This window comes from Fontimonas thermophila (genome assembly GCF_900113085.1).
Classification (GTDB): domain Bacteria; phylum Pseudomonadota; class Gammaproteobacteria; order Nevskiales; family Nevskiaceae; genus Solimonas; species Solimonas thermophila.
Genome location: NZ_FOOC01000003.1, coordinates 165,400 through 185,283, shown reverse-complemented (window position 1 = coordinate 185,283; position 19,884 = coordinate 165,400). Strand labels below are relative to the sequence as shown.

The window sequence follows — 19,884 nt, the reverse complement described above, 5'->3', positions numbered from 1 at the left end:
CCCAGGCGCTGCGTCCACCGCGCCGGCACCTGCGTATCCAGCACATCAGCCACTGCGCCGGGGAGCCTCGCCGTGTATCGAATGCCGCTGTTGGTCGCTGCCTGCCTCGTAACGCTGTGCGCACGCGCGCACGTACCGGACGCGCCGGTCCAGCTCGAACCGATCGAGGTACGCGGCAGCGCCGACCCCGGCGCGACGCCGGCGGCCTCAGCGGGGCAGATCGACCGGCCCGAGCTGGACGCGCACGCGAGCCAGCGCGCGGGCGATCTGCTGGAGCTGATCCCGGGCTTCATCACCACCCAGCACAGCGGCGAAGGCAAGGCCAATCAGTATTTCGCGCGCGGCTTCAATCTCGACCACGGCACCGATTTCGCGGTGTCGATCGACGGCGTGCCGCTGAACCTGTCCTCGCATGGTCACGGCCAGGGTTATCTGGACCTCAATTTCCTGATCCCGGAGCTGGTGGCCGGTTACGACTACCGCAAGGGCAGCTACAGCCTGCGCGACGGCGATTTCGTCACCGCCGGCAGCGCCGAGCTGCGCTGGGTCGACGATACGCCGACACTGCTGCAGGTCAGCGTCGGCGAATACGGCGAGCGCCGCGGCCTGGTCGCCGGCAGCCGGCGCGGCGCCGGCGGCACGCTGACGATGGGTGCCGACTACAGCGTCAACGATGGCCCCTGGGCGCTGCCGATGGATCAACGCTCCGCGCGCGGGCTGCTGCGCTATGTCCGCGAAAGCGCCGAGGCCGGCAGCAGCCTGAGCCTCAGCGCCTACGACAATCGCTGGACCGCCAGCGATCAGATTCCCGGGCGCGCGGTCGCCGACGGTCGCCTCGACCGCTTCGGCTTCGTCGACCCGACCAGTGGCGGTGACACGCATCGCTACATGCTGTCGGCATCGCACTGGCAGAACACCGCGGATGCGCAGTGGTCGGCCACTGCCTACGCGGTCGATTACCGGCTGCAGCTGTTCTCGAACTTCACCTACTTCCTCGACGACGCCGTCAACGGCGACCAGTTCGAGCAGTTCGACGCGCGCCGCTACTACGGGGCACGCATCGACCGGCGCCAGCCGCTGACGCTGCTCGGGCGCGATGCCGCGCTGGTCGCCGGTGTGGACACGCGCTTCGACCGCATCGGCGACGTCGGCCTGTACCGCAGCGCCGCGCGCACACGCCTGGAAACGGTGCGCCGCGACGCCATCGACGACTGGCGCCTGGGCGGTTTCGCCGGCCTGGAACTGTCGGCCAGCCCGTGGCTACAAGTGATCGCCGGCACGCGTCTGGACCGCTACGCCTACGACGTGCGCTCACGCAGCGGCCTGCCCGACCGCAGCGGCGACGAGCTGCAGTGGAGCCCCAAGCTGAGCCTGATTCTCGGCCCATGGGCGGCGACGCAGTTCTACGTCAACGCCGGCCGCGGCTTTCACAGCAACGATGCGCGCGGCGACGACGGCTCGGAAGGCTTCGATCCGCTGGCCGCGGCGCGCGGCGCGGAGTTCGGTCTGCGCAGCACGGCCTTGCCCGATCTCGAACTCGCGCTGGCGCTGTGGACACTGCAGCTCGATTCCGAGCTGGTCTATGTCGGCGATGCCGGCCAGACCGAGCCGAACAACGCCAGCCGCCGTCGCGGCGCCGAACTCGCTCTGCGCTATCACCCGTTCGAGTGGCTCGGCTTCGACGCCGACTGGACCGTGACGCGCACGCGCCTCGACGACGCAGCGGGCGCCGATCGCGTGCCCAATGCGATTCCGCGTGCCGGTCGCGCCGCCGTCGGCGTGCGCGTGACGCCGGCGCTGCAGCTCGGCGTGCAGGTCCGTCACTTCGACGGCGCACCGCTGATCGAGGACGGCAGCGTGTCGGCGCGCGACAGCACGCGTGCCGATCTGCTGCTGCGCTGGGCGGCGACACCCAAGCTGGATCTGCGCATCGAGCTGCTCAACGCCTTCGATGCCGACGATGCCGACATCGAGTACTTCTACGAGTCGCGCCTGGCCGGCGAAGCCGCGCCGGTCGCAGATCGGCATTTCCATCCGGCGCTGCCGCGGCTGTTGCGCGCCACCGTGCGGGCGACGTTCTGAGGCTCAGCCGCCGATGATGCCCAGGCGCTGCAGGCACCAGAGCGCGCCGATCGCGGCGACCGCTGCAGAGCCGAGGCCGAGCACCCCGATGCGGTAGAAGCGGCTCGCACGCAGCAGGTAGGCGAGCGGTACGGCGACGAGCACGATCGCGAGCTGGCCCAGCTCCACGCCGAGGTTGAACGCGAGCAGGCTCAGCACGCGCAGCCCGGTCGGCAGACCCAGCTCGCCGAGCACCGAGGCGAAGCCGAAGCCGTGGATCAGGCCGAAGGCGAAGGCCAGCAGCCAGCGCCGGCGCCAGACCAGCGGCCGCAGGTTGTTGACCGCGGCCAGCGTGACCGAGGCCGCGATCGTCGCCTCGACCGCCGCGCCGGGCAGGCGCAGGACATCGAGTGCCGCCAGCGTCAGCGTGATCGAATGTGCCAGCGTGAACGCGGTGACCGTGGCGATGACGTCGAACAGCGCCGGACGCAGGCGCGTTACCGGCTGCCAGCCGGCGCCGCGCCAGACCAGCACCGCCGGCAGCAGCAGCGCCAGCAGGAACAGGATGTGGTCGATGCCGATCCAGATGTGGCGCACGCCTTCGACGAGATAGTCGCGAAACGCGGTGCCGGCGGAGGCCGTGCCCAGCGACCACTCGCGGCGCGCGCTGTCGGGACCGAACACCGCGGTCCAGTCCTGAGCACCGGCCGCGAGGCGCAGCAGCCCGCGATGGGTCGGGTCGAGATCGAACAGCAGGCGGTACTCGAGCGCGAGCACGCGCGGCGCAGCCGGGCACTGGCCGGCGAGTTCGAGCCAGGCGTAGCGGCCGTCGCTGCGCGCGTGCACCTGCAGATCGCGGACCGCGAGCGTGCAGGCGCGGCCGTCGGCCTGCAGCTGCACGCCGGTACCGACCGCGGCGGCGAGCAGCGGGCTGCTGGCGCGCAGCTCGCCCCAGGTCAGCTGGCGATCGCCGTCGGCATCGGCGGCGACCAGCACGTCGACGTCGCGCAGCGCGATTTCGAGCTGACCGCTGACGCGCTCGCCGTCGAGCGCCAGCGTCAGGAACGCATCGCTCGGGCGATGCGCGGCCGCCGGCGCCGCCCACAGCGCGAGTGCGGCGCCCAGGACCAGCAGTGAACGCAGGACGCCGCTCACCAGCGCGTCTCCAGCCAGGCGTCGCGCACGCCGTTGGCCGCACACCAGTCGCGCAGGCCGGCGATGGCGCGCGCATCGCCGGCGGCCTGTGCGGCGGCGAGCAGCAGGCGCGCATCGGCGAGTTCGCGCTGATCGCGCCAGTTGGCCTGCGCGAGCGTGAGTGCGCGCGCCGCATCCGCGCGGACCTTGAGCTCGAACAGCGCCTCCTCGCGCAGGTGCGGTGCATCGCCGCGGCGGCGCAGTGCCGCGTAGGCATCGGCGAGTGCGGCCGTGAGCTCGGCAGCGCGCGCCTCGTTGCCGAGCGCGCGATCCGCCAGCAGCGCGCGCAGGCGCAGCGTGTCGCTGGCGGCAGCGCCGTCCAGCAGCGCGGCCGCCGCTGCGGCGCGACCGCTGTCGAGCAGCAGATCGGCGTAGGCCGCGCGCAGACCGATGTCCCAGGGCGCGCGCGCCAGACCGGCGGTGAATGCAGCCTCGGCGGCGGCAAGGTCGCCGCGCCGCTGCGCGGCGGCGGCGCGTTCGGCCTGATACCAGGCGTAGATCGGGTCCGGCTGCGTGGCCGCCGCGGCGGCGAGCGCATCGAGCGCTGCACCCGCGCCCTGCGGGTCGCGCGGCGCGGCCGCCGCGAGGCGGCACAGCTCGGCCACGACACCGGGCGCGACCGTCCGCAGCCGCTCACAGTCGGCGGCGGCGGCATCGAGCGCTCCGCGCACGCGATGGATGGTCGCGCGCGTCAGCCAGGCCTGGGCCTTGTCGGGGCTGCGTTCGAGCACGCGATCGAGATCGGCCAGCGCCGCATCGAAGGCGTGCTGGTGCTGCTGCAGCGTGGCGCGCAGGAGCAGAATCTCGTCGGGCGCATCGGGCGCCGACCACCAGGGCTGCAGCAAGCCCTGCGCGTAACCGTAGTCGCGTGGATCGTCACTGCGCCGCGCCCGCTCGATGAACACACGTGCGGCACGGGCGGCGAGCGCCGCATCGGGAACCGCCGCGCGCGGCGCGGGCGCGGCGCGCGGCGGCAGGCGTTCGAGAATCTCGTCGTCGTTCGCCGGCCGGTAGGGCGCGGCGTGCGCCGACCCGGCGACGAGCGCCAGGGCCAAACAGAACCCCCGCCAGCGGCGGGGGTTCCGGATCGGCGCGGTTGCCGTCACGTCAGCGATTGATCGACACCGGCTCGGTGGTCTCGGCGGTGTCGTCGAAGACGAACGCACCGTCGTTCACCGGGAACGGCTCGCCGACCTCGTCGTCCTGCGCGGCGATCGCGAGCACGCGCGCGGTCGCCGAGGCCTGCGGCGCAGGCGGATCGTCGTCATCACCGCAGGCCGCAAGCATGCCGGCTGCGAGCAGTGGAACGCAGAGTCTGAGCAGACGCATGGCTTACCTCCGGGCGAGCATGGCGGCCTCGTTCGGCGAACCCGGCAGCGGGTGGTCGAGGAACGGGAAGCGGCCGAGGTAGGCGTCCGGATCGGGGCGCGCGCCGTCGGTGTACTTGAGGCGGCGCGAGTCCAGCGAGGCCGGGTCCACGTTCTCGGGGATCAGCACGCCCATCGCGACGCGCAGCGCGATGTCGACGACGTCGTCGATCGGCCGGCGACCGTTGGGAAAGCCGGCGAGATCGCCGCCGAGCACGCCCAGATCGTCCTGCTCCGCACGCGGCGTCGGATCGATGTCGAGGTTCAGACGCAGCATCTCGGACGGCACCGTGTTCGACCCCTGCACCTTGGTCAGGCCGTCGATGCCGGTCAGGAACGCGGCGATCAGGTCGGTGCGCGGGAACACGTCCGGGGCCTTGACGCCAGCCGCGCCGAACAGGATCTCGAGGAGCTCAGGCAGCGTCGGGTTGAAGACGTAATCGGCAAAGCGCGCCGCATCGTCCTTGGGCTCGGTGGCATTGAACAAGTCCTTGTCCGGCAGGCCGATCACCACCTCGTTGACCAGCGGCGAGCCGAGCCGCGACACCTGGGCCCAGGCGCCGCCTTCGAGCGCGGCACCGGTGTTGGTCGGCGGCGCACCGGCGGAGGTGCGCTGCGGCTGCGGGTTGATCACCCGAGCCTGGCGCAGGCTTGCGGTGGTCCAGCCGCCGATGATCGGCGTCGATCCGCGCAGGCAGGCGGCCGGCACTTCGAGCGCGAGCGAGGTCACGTTCTTGTCGGCGATCGTGTTCGGCTCCAGCGCGCGCGCATCCTGCCCCTGCGGACCGAGCTCCTCGACCGGCACGGCGATGTTCACGAGGTCGAAGGTTTCGCCGAGGTTGACGACGAAGCCCTCGCGGCGCTGACCGACGAAGACGCGCGCATCGCCCGTGCAGCCGGGAATGGCGATGTCGTGGATGAACGAATCGGCGTAGGTCGGGTAATCGGGAATCGACTTGGTGCCGATGTTGTCGATCGGTTTGCCGAGGTTGCGCGCGCCGCCGGCCCCCAGCACCGGCATGCGCATGCCGCTGCGGCGGTCGCCGCGCACGATGTCGAGGGTGTAGGTCTCGACGACGTTCTGCGCCGCCGAGTCGCCCGGCGCGATCGTGCCGATGTTGGCCAGCGGCACCGGCACCATCTTGTTGCCGGCGGCCACGGCCAGGCCCTTCACCTGGGTCTGGAAACGGAACTGGAAGGTGATGTCCTCGACGCCGTCGCCGCTGTTGTCGATGTGGATTTCGTACAGCGCGTTGGGATCGAGCGAGAAGTAGTTCGGCCCGCCGTAGGCGTCCTGCAGCGGCAGATAGTTGGCGATGATGACCACCGTGTCCTCGCGCCCCGGCTCGTAGCTCCGGAACATGTAGAAGTCGGTGCCATCGACCTTGGGCGCCGTCGTGATGAAGGGCGCCTCCCGGTGACTGGACGCGTGGGCGAGCCCGACGGCGCCGGCGAGCACGCCGGCGACGGCGCCGAGGACGAGTTTTGGTGTAGCCATGGCACGGTTCTCCTGGTCTTCGTCCGCGAAGTTGGACTTCAGGGGTTACGCGCGCCGGCGGCAAATGGATGCAGCCGCTGCGGCGCCGGGCCTGCCGGCCCGGTCCAGTCGCTACTGCGGCTTGAGCCGGTCGGCGAAGTAATGCCGGACTTTTTCGCGCTTGGGCAGGGCCACCGCCCGGATGTAGGGCTGCCCGGGATTGCGCGCCGCATAGTCCTGGTGATAGTCCTCGGCCTTGTGGAAAGCCTCCAGCCGCTCCAGAGACGTGACGATCGGCGCAGCGAAGGCCTTGGCGGCCTCCAGCTTGCGGATGTAGCGCTCGGCGACCTCGCGCTGGGCATCGTCGGCGTAGAACACCGCGGAGCGGTACTGCCGGCCGACGTCGTTGCCCTGGCGATTGAGATGGGTCGGATCGTGGGCAACCGAGAAAAACACCTTGAGCAACTGCCCGTAGCTGATCTTCGCTGCGTCGAACTCCACGCGCACGACTTCGGCGTGGTTGGTCACCCCGCTGCAGACGGTCTTGTAGTCGGCAGTCTGCGCCGAATCGCCGGCGTAGCCGCTGACGACGTCGAGCACGCCATCGAGCTGGCGAAACACCGTCTCCACGCACCAGAAGCAGCCGCCGGCGAGCACTGCCGACTGCCGCGCACCGGCGTCGACGCCGATGTCGAGATCCGGATCGGGAAACTCCGCCGGCGTCAGCGGGTGGTCCTCACCGCGCGATTTCGAGAACAGGCTCATCTACATCTCCGATCGTGTGCGCGCTTCGACCGCGCGGGTGTGTTCGGGTTCGCGTGCGGCGCGTCACGTTTTAGCAAAGTTTTAGCGTCGGATTACGGAAGATTTAGCAACCGGCCGGGCGGCGCCGACCTAGGATGCCGCCATCCCGCACCACTTCCGGAGCCGACCATGAGCGAATGTTCTCCCCGCTACAACGTTTACAGCAAGATCCACCGCGCGCTGCGCGCGCACATGGCCGAGACGCTGACCGCGCTGGGCCGCAGCGATCCTGCCGACGAAACCCAGCTGCGCGGCACGCTCGCGCAGCTCGAGGGGCTGCTCGATCTGTGCGCCTCGCACCTCAAGCACGAGGACCGCTTCATGCACGCGGCGATGGAGGCACGCCGCCCGGGCTCGTCGCACAAGACCGCGTCCGACCACCTGCATCACGTCGAGGGGATCGCCGCGCTGCGCCGCGAGATCGAGCGCGTGCGCGCCGCGGAGGCGGGCTGCCGCGAGTCGCGCCTCGAAGCGCTGTATCACCAGTTCAGCGCCTTCGTCGCCGAGAACTTCGAGCACATGCTGGTCGAGGAGTCCTACAACAACGCCGTGCTGTGGGAGTGCTACAGCGATACCGAGATCCACGAGATCGAGCAGCTGCTGGTGGCCTCGATCCCGCCGGACGAACACGCGCGCATCCTCGGCCTGATGGTGCCGGCGATCAGCGCGCCGGAGCGCGAGGCGCTGCTCGGCCATATCCGCGCGGTAGCGCCGCGCGAGGCGTTCGACGGCCTGCTGTCGATGCTGCTGCCGCGCCTGGCGGACGCCGATCGCAGCCGCCTGCGCGCCGCCTTCGCCTGAAGCGCCGCGCTCAGTCGAACTCTTCGAGCTGCAGCGGCCGCTCGACGCGCAAGCGGAAGCGGCCGCGGCCGGTCGGCTCGATGCCGATGTGGCCGCAGCGCTCGGCCAGGCGCTTGCGCAGCAGGATCAGGCGCGCCTCCAGGTTGTCGACGATCTCCGGCAGCTTGAGCGAGGCGTCGAGGCGCAGCTCGCGGTTGCTGAACTCGACGCGCCCGTCGGCGGCATGGGCGCCGAGCAGCTTCCACAGGATGGCGCCGGCCACGCCCTTGATCAGATAGGCGTCGTCGAAGAAGACGCTGTGGTCGGCGCGGTAGTGACGCACGACGAGCGCAGGACGCCCGGCCTGCGGCGGCACCGCCGCAGCGGTGGGAACGGCGGCATCGTCGTCGGCCGCCTCGCGCAGCGCCCGCAGCAGGCCGGCGAGCTGGGCCGCCAGCGCGACCAGCGCGTCTTCCTCGTCGTAGCCGAAGCGCCGGTCCTGCGCGCTCTCCGCGTAGAGCACGCCGAACAGCTCACCGCCGCCGATCACCGGCACGGCGAGCTGGCTGTGCGGCGCCGGCATGCCGGGAAACGGGATCTGCGTCTCCAGAGATTCGAGCATGCCGTGCGCCAGCGCCGACTCGCGCAGCGCGCGTCCGTAGGCGTACTCGGCCGTCATGTAGGCGATGCGAATCGGCGCGCGCTGCTCGGCGCAGATGCCGATGACGCCGGCACCGAACGGCACTTCGGCACCGACGCCGGAGCTGGGATAGCCGCGCGTCGCCACCGTGTACAGCTTGCGCGCGCCGGCCTCGCACAGCAGCAGCATCGCGTGGCCGATGCCGAGCGCGGCTTCCAGCTCCTGCAGCAGCGTGTCGAACAGCGCGTCCATGCGCGTCTGCGCGGCGAGCCGCTCGCTGACGCGGCGCAGGCCCGGCAGCAGATTGCCGCCGGGGGGTCGCGGCAAGGCCGGATTGGGCACGGCGGTGATCGCGAGCACTTCGTAAACGTCGGCGCCCTGCAGCTTGAAAATGCCGCTCATGCCGGTCAGCGCGGCGATGCCGGAGAGCTTGGCCTTCATGCTCTCGAACAGCGGACCGGCCGACTCCGTGTGGCGGTAGCGCAGCTGCAGCCGGTAGCGCGCGGCGGTGCGCGGATCGATCACTTCGGCGACGGCGCTGGGATTGGCGAGGATGTTCTCGCGCGTCTTGTTAAAGAACTGGAATGAGGCGGCGACGTGCATCGCATCGACGCGGTGCAGCTGCGACACGTAGGTGACGTTGGGCACGCCGTCGGCCGAACAGGTCGCCAGCAACGACGGCACGCCGCCGTCCAGGCAGGCGCGGATATCGTCCACGCTGAGATGCATCGTCAGCCCTTGAGCCTGGCGCCGGCACCGGGGCCGGGCGTCTGCGAATACACCTGCTCCGGGCGCATCACGATCGCGGCGATCGCCTGGCCGCGCTGGCCGAGCAGCGCGGCAGTGAATTCCGGCGCATGACCGATCGCATCGAGCGTCGCGGCGAAGCGCTCGACCTGGGCGTCGAGCGCCGCCAGATCGTCGCCGTCCGCCGGCTCGACGCGGGTCTGCGTCGACTTGATCTGCAGCGTGCGATGGCTGCTCACCTCCGAGAACACCGCGGCGGCCATGCCGAGCGCCTCGACGTCGGCGAGCAGATCCAGCGCCTGGTCGCGCACAACCAGCACGCGCAGGCTCGAGCGGTCCGGCGGCAGACGCAGGCCGCAGGCACGGGCAATCGACGGCCGCCCCGCTGCGTCGCGCGCGGCAACGCCGATCGACAGGCCGCTGAGCAGGAAGCGCGCGGTATCCGCGTCGATGAGGACGGAAGAGGAATCGGGCATGGCGCATCGTAATGCGCGGGCGCACGCGCCGACCATCGGCGCCGGTCGCAGCAGCGGCATTGCCGGCTCTGTTGCGAATGGTTATCATTCGTCACCCCCAGGTTCGCGGCGCCCGCTGCGAGGCCCAGGCCTTCGGCTGTTGCTGATCTTGGGGACTTTCGCGCATGGATTTGTTCGCCAGCCTGCTGATGCTGGCCGCCACCGCCTGCTGGCTGACGCCGCCGGACCGACGTCGGCGCGCCGACGAGGCGCTGGAGTGGCGCCTGCTCAGCGCACCCCTCGCCGCCGCGGCGCTGCTGGTCTGGATCGAGAGCCACGGCAGCGGCGCCGCCTTCGCTCGCTGGCTGCTGCACGCGGCCGCCTGCGCCGGTGCCGCGGGCCTGGCGGCCGCGACGCGGCAGCACGATCGGCTGCGCCGCCCGCTGTGGACGATCACCTCGGTGTCGATCCTCGCCGCCGGCCTGTGGTGGGGTTCGGCGCGGGCGCAGGAGGACGTCGCGACGATCGCGGTCGAGCCGCTGCGCGCGGCCGGCGCCGAGAACGCGCAACCCTTGACTGCGCTCGACACGATCGTCGTCACCGGCACGCGCACTGCCCATCGCCTGTCCGACGCGCCGGTCGATGTGCAGTTGATCACCGCGGCCGACATCCGCAACAGCGGTGCACGCGATCTCGCCGAACTGCTCGAACGCGAAGGCGGCATCCATGCCTCGCGCTTGGCCGGGCGCGGCACGCGCATCGAGATCCAGGGGCTGGCCTCCGAGCACGTGCTGGTCCTCATCGACGGGCGGCGCATGATCGGCCGCATCAACGGCGCCATCGACCTGACGCGCCTGCGCCTGGACGGCATCGAGCGCATCGAGATCGTGCGCGGGCCCTCGTCCGCGCTCTACGGCGCCGATGCCCTCGGCGGCGTGATCAACCTGATCACGCGCCGGCGCGGTGGCGAGGCCGGCGCGCTGACGCTGCGCGCGGACGACGAAGCCAATGCCGAGCTCTTCGGCAACGCCGGCTGGGCGCTGGGCGAGCGCCTGGGCGGACGCATCGGCGGCGGCGTCCTGCATACCGAGCCCTACGACCTCGACCCGGCCACCGCCGGCCGCGACGGCATCGCCGGCGACAGCCGCTCCGCTCAGGGCACGGCGCGCTGGAGCCCGCACGCCGAATTCGATCTCGACGCGGACCTCGCCTACGCGCTCGACGACAGCCGCCGCGTCGATGACGGTACCGGCGGCGCGGTCCACGACACCCGCAAGCGCATCGAGGAAGTGCGCGCCGGCATCGCGCCACGCATCGCCCTCGGCGGCGCCACCGAGCTGCGGCTGGACGGCTATTTCAACCGCTACTTCGACCAGTACCTGCAGCAGCCGCGCGGCGGCGGCGAGGCGATCGACGAGGAGACGCTGGATGAACTCTGGAGCGGCGCGGCGCAACTCGACCATCGCATCGGCCTGCACCGCGTCACGCTCGGCGCCGAGGCGCAGCTTGAGACGCTGGAGGCCGACCGCCTCGGTACGACCGGCGAACGCGACCGCCAGTCCGTGTTCGCTCAGGACGAACTCGCGCTGCGCGACGGCGCGCTCGCGCTCGTCGCCGGCGCGCGCTACGACCGCGATTCTCAGTTCGGCGAGCAGCTGTCGCCAAAGCTGTCGCTGCGCTACGAGCTTGCGCGCGACTGGATCCTGCGCGCCGGTTACGGCCACGGCTATCGCGCGCCCGATTTCAAGCAGCTGCTGCTGCGCTTCGACAATCCAGCGATCGGCTATCGCGTCGATGGCAATCCCGCGCTCGAGCCCGAGCGCAGCGTCGCCTACAACCTCGGCCTCACCTGGTTTGCGCGCCGCGACGCCAGCCTCGCGCTGAGCGCGCATCACAGCGCCGTCGAAGATCTGATCGAGATCGTGCAGGTCCAGAACGGTCCGCCGATCGTCTACAGCTACCGCAACGTCGCTTCGGCGCGGCTCTACGGCGCCGATCTGCAGCTGCAGCTGCAGCTGCGGCCATGGTCGCCGCTGGAGCTGCGGCTCGGCTATGGCTGGCTGCACAGCGAGGACGAGGCGAGCGGCCGGCCGCTGAGCGGACGGCCCGAGCACCGCGCCAACGCTGCGCTGCGCTTCGAGCAGCCCGACTACGCGCTGGGCCTGCGCGGGGTGTGGATCGGTGAGCGCGTGTTCGGGCTCGACGTCGATACCGGCGGCGCGCCGATTGCGGCCGGCCGCGCGAGCGCCTACGCGCTGTTCGATGCGCGCGCCGAGTGGACGCGCTGGCGGTGCTGCGCGCTCGCGCTGGGCATCGACAACCTCTTCGATGCGGGCGATCCCGCGTACCTGCCGATCCAGCCGCGATCGGTCTCCCTGGAACTGCGATGGAGCTTCGAATGAGCACGCTCACGACTGGCCGCTGGCGCGCATGCTGCGCATCCGCCGCCCTGGCGCTCGCCGCCTGTGCCGGCGACATCTCGCCGAATCCCGACGCTGACGATCCCGGCACGCAGCCCGGAACGGAGCTGCCCGGTCCCGGCGGCACGCAGGCGGTCTTCACGCAGCATGCCGACGGCCATTACCAGGCCGCGGTCGATGCCAGCGGCGACGACTGGGTCTACATCGACCTCGACACGCAGACGCAGGTGTTCCCGCCGGACCCGGCGGCGAGCGATGCCTGGGACCTCGCCCACCGCGGTGTCGACATCAAACTCAACGGCGGCGTTTCCGGTGCGCCGCCCGGCGGCATCGACGCGGCCGTGTACGCGCACAAGGTCGCTGCGGGCGAAAGCTACCCGTTCGCGAGCATCGACGCGGCGCCACCGCCCGGCGAGGTCGAATACGTCACCGACGCCGAAGGCAGCGTCGGCGGCAACCCATCCGATCCGCTCGACACGACGGCCTATGCGATGAGCACGCATCCGCAGGCCGACGCCGATCCCGATCCCCTCACCGGTGCCGGCGACTACGGCTGGTACCGCTACAGCGGCTATCTCGCCGGCTCGGCGATCAGCGCGCGCGCCAACGTCGGCTATGTGCTGCGCACCGTCGAATGCCGCTACTACAAGCTGCGCATGACCGGCTACTACGACGCCACCGGTGCCTCCGCGCATCCGCAGTACGACTTCCTCGAAATCGACGGCAGCCCCTGCAGCGACGTCGGCGGCGCAGTCGCGCCGCTGGGCCGCGCCGTTTTCACACCGACCGCCGGCGGCATGCGCGCCGACGTCGATGCCGCCGACGAGAACGCCTGGGTCTATCTGGATCTGAGTCACGCGCAGCAGGTGGCGCCGAACGCACCGGCGCGCGATGCCGCCGGCTGGGACCTCGCGATCCGGCGCACCGACATCAAGCTCAATGGCGGCAGCTCCGGCGCCGGCATCGTCGCCATCCACGATCTGCTGCGCGACGACTGGTCGGCGCGCACTGCGGTGCCCGCCGACGCGCAGTGGCACAGCGACGCAGACGGCGCGCTCGCCTTCGTCACCTACCCGCCGCGCGAACGCGGCGGCGAATGCGCCTTCGGCGCCGATGGCGACTACGGCTGGTATTACTACTCCGGCTTCTGCGACAAGGGGAACGGCATGCATCACATCTCGCCGCGCGATGTCGTCTATGTGGTCCGCGGCCGCGATGGCCACTACTGGAAACTGCGCATGCTCGACTACTACGGTGATGCCGGCGAGTCGGGCCATCCCTCGTTCGAGTTCGCCGCCCTGCCCCCACCATGATCCCAACACCATCATCCACTGCCGCCATGAACAGCCATGCCGACATCGCCCGCGAGGCCCGCGCGCTCTACGCACGCAGCGCCCAGGGCATTCTTTCGACGCTGTCGCTGGAGCTCCCCGGCTATCCGTTCGGCTCGGTCGTCACTTTCGTCCCCGATCGGAACAATCGACCGGTGATGCTGATCAGCGATCTCGCCCAGCACACAAAGAACATCAAGGCCGATGCACGCGTCTCGCTGACCCTGATCGAGGGGAGCGACGACATCCAGGCCAGCGGTCGCCTGACCTTGGTCGGCGATGCATCCCGCGTCGAGACCGATATCGACGATGTGGCCGAACGCTATTACCGGCGCTTCCCGCACGCCGTGGACTACCAGCGCGCGCACGACTTCGCGTTCTACCGCATCGAGCCGGTCAAGGCCCGCTACATCGGTGGCTTCGGCAGAATCCACTGGGTCAGCGCGGAGATGATCCGCCGCACCCACCCGTTCACGGCTCAGGAAGAAGCGGGGATGATTGCGCACATGAACGGCGACCACGTCGATGCGCTGCGCGATTACTGCCGTCTGCACGGCATCGAGCCAGGGGAAGCCGTTCCGCGGCTGTCCGCGATCGATGGCGAGGGCTTTGATCTCATGCTCGGCAAACGCCTGCTGCGCATCGATTTCGATATCCCGGTCAGCACCGTGGCCGATGTGCGCGCGGCGATGGTCGCGCTGGTGCGCCGCGCACGGGCCGTCGCGGCATGAAACGATCACTGGTCCGCGACCCACCGCACCGGCGCTGGGCGCGGTTCGCCCAGCTCGGCTTCTGGTTCTTTCTGATCAAGGGCTTGCTTTGGCTGCTCGTACCACTGCTGGCGGCCTGGCTCGGTTACCAGGGGGTGTCGTAGCACCACCGCCCGTTGCCGCCGGCACCGCGCGCAAGCAGGACACACGGCCACCGACCCGGCGGGCTCACCTTTCGATGATGCAAATGCAAGTTTTTCTCATTTACAATCGGCGGGCTTGCCCGTTCGTCCCGCAATGACCTCCGCATCCCCCGCCGACACCTCCTCCAGGCACAGCCTCTGGTCGCGAGTCGTGCTCGCCGGCCCCGTGGTCTTTGCCGTCGCCTGCCTGGTCATGGCCGGCAGCGCGCTGTGGTTGCCCGCCGGGCCGGCCCAGATCGACAACCTGGTGCTGCCGATCCTGCTGTTCCCGGCGATCTGGGCCGCACTGTTCTTCTGCGCCTGTCTCGCGCGCCGCCTGACCCGCGCCTGGATTTTCATCGCGGGGATCGGCCTGCTGCACGCCGCGCTGATCGCCCAGCACCTGCTGCACAGCGCCCCATGATCCGGCTTTCACAGGAACGTACGAAAACACTGCTCGCCATCCACGGCTGGTCGGCCGTGGCCCTCGGCCTGCTGCTGTACGCCGTGATCCTGACCGGCACCATCGCGGTGTTTGCAAAGGAAATCGCCGACTGGTCCAGCCCGCTGTCAACGCACATCGCCGATCCCTTCCCGCCCGGGACCGATCGCATGGTCCGCGACTTCGCGGCCAGCGTGGACCCGCAGTTCCACGAGGAAGCCTTCTTCTTCCCGCGCGCCGGGAATCGCCTGTACGTGTTCTTCCACAGACACGAAACGGACGAGGATGGCAAGCCGCGCGAGCGCGGCGTCGCCGCCGAGATCGATCCGCGCAGTGGCGAGATCCTGGACCGGCGCGAAGGCACCGACGCGGACATCGAAGCAACCGACGTCGCCAACGCCTTGTCCGAATTCATTGTCGGGCTGCACGTCAACCTGCACATCCCCGATCCCTGGGGTCTGCTGCTCACCGGCGTACTCGGCCTGGCCATGCTGGTTGCGGCGGTGAGCGGCTTCGTCGTCCACCGCCATCTCATCCGCGAGCTGTTCACCCTGCGCCGCAGGGGCGAAACCCTGCTCAAGGCCCGCGACAGCCACGTCATCGCTGGCACCTGGAATCTGCCGTTTGCTTTCATCCTGGCGTTCACCGGCAGCTACTTCAGCTTCGGCAGCGCGCTCGGCATCCCGGCAGTGGCGATGGTCGTATTCGGTGGCGATCAGGACAAGCTGATCGAGACCCTCGTCGGCAACCCGCCACAGGTCGATGCGACACCGGCGCCGATGGCCGATCTCGATGCGATACTCGCCGACGTCCGCGCCCGCAGCGACGCCGAACCCACATTCGTCTCAATCCAGCATTGGGGACGTGCCGACAGCCTGGTGACGGTGTTCATGAACTACCGCGAAGGTGCGCTCACCGGCCCGACTTACGTCTATAGCGGCGCCACCGGCGAATTCCGCTACGCCAAACCCAACCTGGGTCTGGTGCCCTCGACGGGCGGGACCCTGTTCGCGCTGATGGCACCGCTGCATTTCGGCAACTTCGCCGGAGTGCTGTCCAAGACCGTCTGGTTCGCGCTCGGCTTCGCCGGCGCCTACGTGAGCATCACCGGACTGCTGCTGTGGACGCAGCGCCGCAGCGAGCAGCCGATCTGGCGTGCACTGGCGCGCCTGACCTGCTGGGTCGCCTACGGACTGCCGCTTTCGCTGGTGGCGGCGGCGTGGGCGTACTTCCCCGCGCGCCGGATCTGGCCGGCGCTGGAACCGGTGATGTTCGCCGCCTTCTTCGGCGCGGCAGCGATCGCCGCCATCCTGGCGTGGCGTCTGCGGGATCCTGCGCGCATCCGCGACATCCTGCTGGGCAGCACCGGCTTGGCCCTGGTCGGCCTTCCCCTGCTGCGCTGGATGTGCGGCGGCATTGGCTGGATCGACGCTTTCAACGCAGGATTGGCGACGGTGATTGCACTGGATCTCGCCTTCATCGGCGGTGGCCTGTTCTGTCTATGGAGTCTGCGCCCGCGGCCGGCCGCCCTGATCCGGACCCCCGCTTCGCAGATCGAGGCACAGAAGGCATGACGACGACGCCCTGCGCCGCCATCGCGCTCGCCATAAGCGGCATCCCGCTGCTGATCCTGGCGCTACGCGATCCCAAGCGCCTGCGCAGCCTGCGCCTGCGCACCGCACCGATCCCAACCCCGGTGCGCCGAACGCTCGCCGTCGCCTGCCTCGCACCCGGCGTAGCGCTCGGCCTGCTCGGCCAGTGGCCGGCCTTGCTGATCTGGCTCGGCGGACTCACCACCAGCGGCTGGCTGCTCGTCCAGGCACTGGCCTGGCTGCAGCAGGCCGGCGCAGACGGCTGAATCCGCCGGCGCGTACCGGAGTCATATTTGCATCCTCAAACGATCACTCACCGGTTCTGACAAAAACCTGCCTCCGCTGGATGAGGGGCGGGCTACTACAGCCCCGGGTGCAGGCTGTGTCGCCGAGCGACAAGACGCCCAAAAGGGCAACAGACGCGGACAGCGTCCCGCCATCGTCCGAGGTTGTGTGCGCCCTACTTCTCGACGAAGGCGCGCTCGATGACGTAATCGCCGGGCGTGCCGATGTGCGGGGAGATGGCAAAACCACGCGTATCGAGGATGCGCGAGGTATCCGCGAGCATCGTCGGACTGCCGCAGATCATCGCCCGGTCAGTGGCCGGATCGAGCGGCGGCAGGCCGATGTCGGCGAACAGCTTGCCCGATTCGATGAGGTCGGTGAGTCGGCCGCGGTTGCGATAGGGTTCGCGGGTCACCGTCGGGTAGTAGATCAGTTTTTCGCGCACCCACTCGCCGAACAGCTCATCGTTGGGCAAGGTTCGCGTGAAATACTCTTCGTACGCCAGTTCGCTGACGATGCGCACCCCATGCACGAGCACGATTTTCTCGAATCGCTCGTACATCTCGGGGTCTTTGACCAGGCTCAGGAACGGCGCCAGGCCGGTCCCTGTGCTCAGCAGATAGAGATGCTTGCCCGGCTTGAGATCGTCGAGCAGCAGCGTGCCGGTCGGCTTGCGGCTGACCAGGATCTCCTGCCCAGGGCGTACGTTCTGCAGCAGCGAGGTCAGCGGGCCGTTCGGCACCTTGATGCTGAAGAACTCCAGATGGTCTTCGTGATTGGCGCTGGCGATGCTGTAGGCCCGCATCAGCGGCCGGCCGTTGACCTCGAGGCCGATCATCACGAATTGTCCGTTGCGGAAACGCAAGGCGGGATCACGTGTGGTCCGGAAACTGAACAGCGTATCGTTCCAGTGCCGCACGCTGAGAACCCGCTCGGTACCGATGGCCGCCATATCTCTCCTGCCGGTTGTCACGATGTAGGGCGCCCCGCAACCAGCCGGAAGGTTGCGGCGGCGACGGTGCGCATCCTAGACGAAAAATGCCGCGATCGGGTTCATATCCTTATGAAAAAAGCGGGCCGGGGCGGGAAAGCCAGCCATACGCGACCCGCCCCGCCACCCCGACGCAACCCTCAGGCCGGTGCCGGCTCCAGCGACTGCCCGCCGGGCAGGCTCAAGCGCAGGACGCGCCAGAGCGTCGTACCGAACTGGCGTGTGAAAGAGGCGCTGTTATATGGCAACCCGTACTTCGCGCACAGCGCCTGCACGCGTGGCGCGATCTCGGCGTAGCGGTTGCTCGGCAGGTCCGGGAACAGGTGGTGCTCGATCTGGTGACTCAGATTGCCAGAGAGGATGTGGAACAGCTTGCCGCCGCGGATGTTGCAGGAACCGAGCAGCTGCCGCAGATACCAGTGCCCGCGGGTTTCGTTGGCCACCGCCTCGGGCTCGAAAGTGTGCGCGCCGGCCGGAAAATGACCGCAGAAGATGATCGCGTAGGCCCAGAGGTTGCGCACGAGATTGGCCGTGAGATTGCCGGCGAAGACGTATGCGAAGAACGGGCCGGCGAGCACCGGGAACAGCACGTAATCCTTGAGCGTCTGCCGACTGGTCTTGCGCGCGATGGCTTTCAGTTGGGTCCAGGCCTCGCGCCAGGTCTTTTTGCCTTGCACGACCCGGTCGAATTCCACGTCGTGCAGCGCCACGCCGTACTGGAACAGGATGGCAAGCCAGGCGTTGTAAACCGGCTGGCCGAGATTCCACACCCGCCAGCGCTGCTTCGGCGACATGCGCAGAATGCCGTAACCGACGTCGCGATCCATGCCGACGACGTTGGTGTAGGTGTGATGCATGTAGTTGTGGGAATGCTTCCATTGCGCGGCCGGACAGGCGGTGTCCCACTCCCAGGTGGAGGAGTGGATTTTGGGATCCCTCATCCAGTCCCACTGCGCATGCATGACGTTGTGGCCGATCTCCATGTTTTCGAGGATCTTGGCCACCGACAGCAGTGCCGTGCCGGCCAGCCACGCAGGCGGCAGCACACCGGCAAACAACAACGCGCGCCCGGACAGATCGAGCATGCGCTGAATGCGGATCAGGCGGCGGATGTAAGCCGCGTCGCGCGCGCCGAGGCTGGCCTTGACCTCGTCGCGGATTGCGTCGAGTTCCCGGCCGAAAGCCTCGATCTCGGCCGGCGAAAGGTGGGTGTAGGCAGTCATTCCAGGCTCCGATGACGGGGGTTCACAGTTCGATTTCGACGTCGCCGACCGGCGCGCAGACACAGATCTGCACACGATCGCCTTCGTCGCCAAAGGTCTGGCCGTTGCGCAGATCGCGCACGCGGCCGGATTTGAGCGTGGCCGTGCACCCGTGGCAGATACCCATGCGGCAGCCATGCGCAGGCGCAAGGCCGCTGGCTTCGGCGAGTTCCAGCACACTGCGGTCGCCACGGCTCGGCACCACGCATCCGCTGCGCCGGAAAGACACGCGGCCGGCTTCGCCCGACAGGTTCGAAGTCCACCGTGGCCGGAAGCGCTCGACGTGCAGACGCGCCCCGACACCGGCGCCCTGCCAGTGGTCTTCGAGCCACGCCAGCAACCCCTCCGGCCCGCAGGCCCAGGTTTCGCGCTGACTCCAGTCCGGACACAGCGCGGCCAGACGCTCCCTGGTCAGGCGTCCACCATCCCGGCTGAGGACGCGGTGCAGGTGCAAGCTGGGATGTCGTGCCGCCAGCGCGGCGAGTTCCGCGGCAAAGATGAGATCGGGCTCGGTCGATGCGGCGTGGATCAGAACCACGTCCGGCATCGCGGCACGCGCATCCAGGCTTGCGAGCATGCTCATGATCGGCGTGATGCCGCTGCCGGCGGCGATGAACAGCAGTCGTTCCGGCAGCATCTCCGGCAGAACGAAATCACCGGACGGCGCATCCACCCACAGGCGCTCGCCCACTTCGACACGCTCGGCCAGATACGTCGATACACGTCCGCCGGCGATGGCTTTCACGGTGATCGTGAACCGGCCGTCGGTGCGCTCCGGCGGCGACGAAACCGAATAGCAGCGGGTGTGGCGCACACCATCGATGTCCACGCCGACGCGCACGAACTGACCTGCGCGATGCACGAGCCGCTGCCGCGGACGCAGGGTCAGCGTCACCACGCCGGGCGCAGGCTTTGTGACCGCCTCGATGCGCGCACTGCCTTGGGTGAACGGCAGCAGATAGTCCGCTGGTGCCAGCGGATAGGTCAGCCCTGTGGCGGCGCGGGCCAGCAGGCGCAGTCCGGGAATTCGCGGCTGTAACGTCATCTCATCGCTCCAGTAAACGTGTGTTTACTTTAAGAGATCCACGCGCATTGAGTCAACAATCGTTTACTTAAATCTCTTTAACGCATGTTTTTCATTGGT

Annotated in this window: 19 protein-coding genes; 9 read left to right on the top strand and 10 right to left on the bottom strand. The window is 69.3% G+C overall.

All coding sequences use genetic code 11. The annotated features are described in order from the left end of the window. The first annotated feature begins 81 nt into the window (after nucleotides 1-81). Complete coding sequence (locus BMZ48_RS04155; protein ID WP_091532211.1) at nucleotides 82-2,082, top strand: TonB-dependent receptor; 2,001 nt, start codon at nucleotides 82-84, stop codon at nucleotides 2,080-2,082. A gap of 3 nt (nucleotides 2,083-2,085) precedes the next feature. On the opposite strand, the gene BMZ48_RS04150 is transcribed toward BMZ48_RS04155, so the two are convergent. From BMZ48_RS04150 to msrA, 5 genes are all read right to left on the bottom strand, one after another. After that, nucleotides 2,086-3,216 (bottom strand): HupE/UreJ family protein, encoded by a 1,131-nt coding sequence (locus BMZ48_RS04150; protein ID WP_200769510.1) that lies wholly within the window; start codon nucleotides 3,214-3,216, stop codon nucleotides 2,086-2,088. Then, nucleotides 3,213-4,310: a hypothetical protein gene (locus BMZ48_RS04145; protein WP_091532209.1), complete on the bottom strand. Its 1,098-nt coding sequence runs from the start codon at nucleotides 4,308-4,310 to the stop codon at nucleotides 3,213-3,215. The genes BMZ48_RS04150 and BMZ48_RS04145 overlap by 4 nt, the downstream gene beginning before the upstream one ends. 52 nt (nucleotides 4,311-4,362) lie before the next feature. Beyond that, the gene (locus tag BMZ48_RS04140) at nucleotides 4,363-4,584 is read right to left on the bottom strand and encodes a hypothetical protein (RefSeq protein ID WP_091532207.1); all 222 of its coding nucleotides are present in this window, start codon (nucleotides 4,582-4,584) and stop codon (nucleotides 4,363-4,365) included. A gap of 3 nt (nucleotides 4,585-4,587) precedes the next feature. Then, nucleotides 4,588-6,120, bottom strand: coding sequence for a DUF4331 domain-containing protein (locus tag BMZ48_RS04135; RefSeq protein ID WP_091532204.1), 1,533 nt, complete (start codon nucleotides 6,118-6,120; stop codon nucleotides 4,588-4,590). Between the two features lie 111 nt (nucleotides 6,121-6,231). Beyond that, complete coding sequence (msrA, locus tag BMZ48_RS04130) at nucleotides 6,232-6,864, bottom strand: peptide-methionine (S)-S-oxide reductase MsrA (protein WP_091532202.1); 633 nt, start codon at nucleotides 6,862-6,864, stop codon at nucleotides 6,232-6,234. A gap of 168 nt (nucleotides 6,865-7,032) precedes the next feature. Here msrA and BMZ48_RS04125 point away from each other — a divergent pair, with 168 nt between their 5' ends. Continuing rightward, nucleotides 7,033-7,704 carry a hemerythrin domain-containing protein gene (locus tag BMZ48_RS04125; RefSeq protein ID WP_091532200.1) on the top strand — a complete coding sequence of 224 codons (672 nt, stop codon included), beginning with the start codon at nucleotides 7,033-7,035 and terminating at the stop codon, nucleotides 7,702-7,704. A gap of 10 nt (nucleotides 7,705-7,714) precedes the next feature. Here the strand turns inward: BMZ48_RS04125 and BMZ48_RS04120 are convergent, their stop codons facing one another. Then, nucleotides 7,715-9,052 carry a GAF domain-containing protein gene (locus BMZ48_RS04120; protein WP_091532198.1) on the bottom strand — a complete coding sequence of 446 codons (1,338 nt, stop codon included), beginning with the start codon at nucleotides 9,050-9,052 and terminating at the stop codon, nucleotides 7,715-7,717. A 2-nt stretch (nucleotides 9,053-9,054) separates the two neighbouring features. Next, entirely contained in the window at nucleotides 9,055-9,546 is a 492-nt protein-coding gene (locus tag BMZ48_RS04115; protein WP_143383624.1) for a hypothetical protein, read from the bottom strand. Between the two features lie 164 nt (nucleotides 9,547-9,710). Between BMZ48_RS04115 and BMZ48_RS04110 the strand changes: the two genes are divergently transcribed. The 7 genes from BMZ48_RS04110 (at nucleotide 9,711) to BMZ48_RS04085 (ending at nucleotide 16,468) form a co-directional block, all read left to right on the top strand. Next, nucleotides 9,711-11,927, top strand: coding sequence for a TonB-dependent receptor plug domain-containing protein (locus BMZ48_RS04110; RefSeq protein WP_091532194.1), 2,217 nt, complete (start codon nucleotides 9,711-9,713; stop codon nucleotides 11,925-11,927). Further along, nucleotides 11,924-13,258, top strand: coding sequence for an HmuY family protein (locus BMZ48_RS04105; protein ID WP_159431080.1), 1,335 nt, complete (start codon nucleotides 11,924-11,926; stop codon nucleotides 13,256-13,258). The genes BMZ48_RS04110 and BMZ48_RS04105 overlap by 4 nt, the downstream gene beginning before the upstream one ends. A 26-nt stretch (nucleotides 13,259-13,284) precedes the next feature. Beyond that, nucleotides 13,285-14,007 (top strand): HugZ family pyridoxamine 5'-phosphate oxidase, encoded by a 723-nt coding sequence (locus tag BMZ48_RS04100; protein WP_159431079.1) that lies wholly within the window; start codon nucleotides 13,285-13,287, stop codon nucleotides 14,005-14,007. Further along, on the top strand, nucleotides 14,004-14,150 hold the full coding sequence (locus tag BMZ48_RS13060; RefSeq protein ID WP_200769509.1) for a hypothetical protein: 147 nt from the start codon (nucleotides 14,004-14,006) through the stop codon (nucleotides 14,148-14,150). The genes BMZ48_RS04100 and BMZ48_RS13060 overlap by 4 nt, the downstream gene beginning before the upstream one ends. A gap of 190 nt (nucleotides 14,151-14,340) precedes the next feature. Further along, nucleotides 14,341-14,592, top strand: coding sequence for a hypothetical protein (locus BMZ48_RS04095; RefSeq protein WP_091532466.1), 252 nt, complete (start codon nucleotides 14,341-14,343; stop codon nucleotides 14,590-14,592). Next, on the top strand, nucleotides 14,589-16,184 hold the full coding sequence (locus tag BMZ48_RS04090; RefSeq protein ID WP_091532188.1) for a PepSY-associated TM helix domain-containing protein: 1,596 nt from the start codon (nucleotides 14,589-14,591) through the stop codon (nucleotides 16,182-16,184). Before BMZ48_RS04095 ends, BMZ48_RS04090 begins: the two co-directional genes overlap by 4 nt. Continuing rightward, complete coding sequence (locus BMZ48_RS04085; RefSeq protein WP_091532186.1) at nucleotides 16,181-16,468, top strand: hypothetical protein; 288 nt, start codon at nucleotides 16,181-16,183, stop codon at nucleotides 16,466-16,468. Before BMZ48_RS04090 ends, BMZ48_RS04085 begins: the two co-directional genes overlap by 4 nt. Nucleotides 16,469-16,662: 194 nt before the next feature. Here the strand turns inward: BMZ48_RS04085 and BMZ48_RS04080 are convergent, their stop codons facing one another. The 3 genes from BMZ48_RS04080 to BMZ48_RS04070 form a co-directional block, all read right to left on the bottom strand. Beyond that, nucleotides 16,663-17,439, bottom strand: coding sequence for a ferredoxin--NADP reductase (locus BMZ48_RS04080; protein ID WP_091532184.1), 777 nt, complete (start codon nucleotides 17,437-17,439; stop codon nucleotides 16,663-16,665). A gap of 179 nt (nucleotides 17,440-17,618) precedes the next feature. Beyond that, nucleotides 17,619-18,701 (bottom strand): fatty acid desaturase family protein, encoded by a 1,083-nt coding sequence (locus BMZ48_RS04075; protein WP_091532182.1) that lies wholly within the window; start codon nucleotides 18,699-18,701, stop codon nucleotides 17,619-17,621. Between the two features lie 22 nt (nucleotides 18,702-18,723). After that, entirely contained in the window at nucleotides 18,724-19,785 is a 1,062-nt protein-coding gene (locus BMZ48_RS04070; protein ID WP_091532180.1) for a ferredoxin reductase, read from the bottom strand. Nucleotides 19,786-19,884: the final 99 nt, after the last annotated feature.

Excerpts from the sequence above, each read along its gene's own strand:
- BMZ48_RS04155 (WP_091532211.1), top strand. The coding sequence starts at position 82 with ATGCCGCTGTTGGTCGCTGCCTGCCTCGTAACGCTGTGCGCACGCGCG.
- BMZ48_RS04140 (WP_091532207.1), bottom strand. The coding sequence starts at position 4,584 with ATGCGTCTGCTCAGACTCTGCGTTCCACTGCTCGCAGCCGGCATGCTT.
- BMZ48_RS04135 (WP_091532204.1), bottom strand. The coding sequence starts at position 6,120 with ATGGCTACACCAAAACTCGTCCTCGGCGCCGTCGCCGGCGTGCTCGCC.
- msrA (WP_091532202.1), bottom strand. The coding sequence starts at position 6,864 with ATGAGCCTGTTCTCGAAATCGCGCGGTGAGGACCACCCGCTGACGCCG.
- BMZ48_RS04125 (WP_091532200.1), top strand. The coding sequence starts at position 7,033 with ATGAGCGAATGTTCTCCCCGCTACAACGTTTACAGCAAGATCCACCGC.
- BMZ48_RS04120 (WP_091532198.1), bottom strand. The coding sequence starts at position 9,052 with ATGCATCTCAGCGTGGACGATATCCGCGCCTGCCTGGACGGCGGCGTG.
- BMZ48_RS04115 (WP_143383624.1), bottom strand. The coding sequence starts at position 9,546 with ATGCCCGATTCCTCTTCCGTCCTCATCGACGCGGATACCGCGCGCTTC.
- BMZ48_RS04110 (WP_091532194.1), top strand. The coding sequence starts at position 9,711 with ATGGATTTGTTCGCCAGCCTGCTGATGCTGGCCGCCACCGCCTGCTGG.
- BMZ48_RS04105 (WP_159431080.1), top strand. The coding sequence starts at position 11,924 with ATGAGCACGCTCACGACTGGCCGCTGGCGCGCATGCTGCGCATCCGCC.
- BMZ48_RS04100 (WP_159431079.1), top strand. The coding sequence starts at position 13,285 with ATGAACAGCCATGCCGACATCGCCCGCGAGGCCCGCGCGCTCTACGCA.
- BMZ48_RS13060 (WP_200769509.1), top strand. The coding sequence starts at position 14,004 with ATGAAACGATCACTGGTCCGCGACCCACCGCACCGGCGCTGGGCGCGG.
- BMZ48_RS04090 (WP_091532188.1), top strand. The coding sequence starts at position 14,589 with ATGATCCGGCTTTCACAGGAACGTACGAAAACACTGCTCGCCATCCAC.
- BMZ48_RS04085 (WP_091532186.1), top strand. The coding sequence starts at position 16,181 with ATGACGACGACGCCCTGCGCCGCCATCGCGCTCGCCATAAGCGGCATC.
- BMZ48_RS04080 (WP_091532184.1), bottom strand. The coding sequence starts at position 17,439 with ATGGCGGCCATCGGTACCGAGCGGGTTCTCAGCGTGCGGCACTGGAAC.
- BMZ48_RS04075 (WP_091532182.1), bottom strand. The coding sequence starts at position 18,701 with ATGACTGCCTACACCCACCTTTCGCCGGCCGAGATCGAGGCTTTCGGC.
- BMZ48_RS04070 (WP_091532180.1), bottom strand. The coding sequence starts at position 19,785 with ATGACGTTACAGCCGCGAATTCCCGGACTGCGCCTGCTGGCCCGCGCC.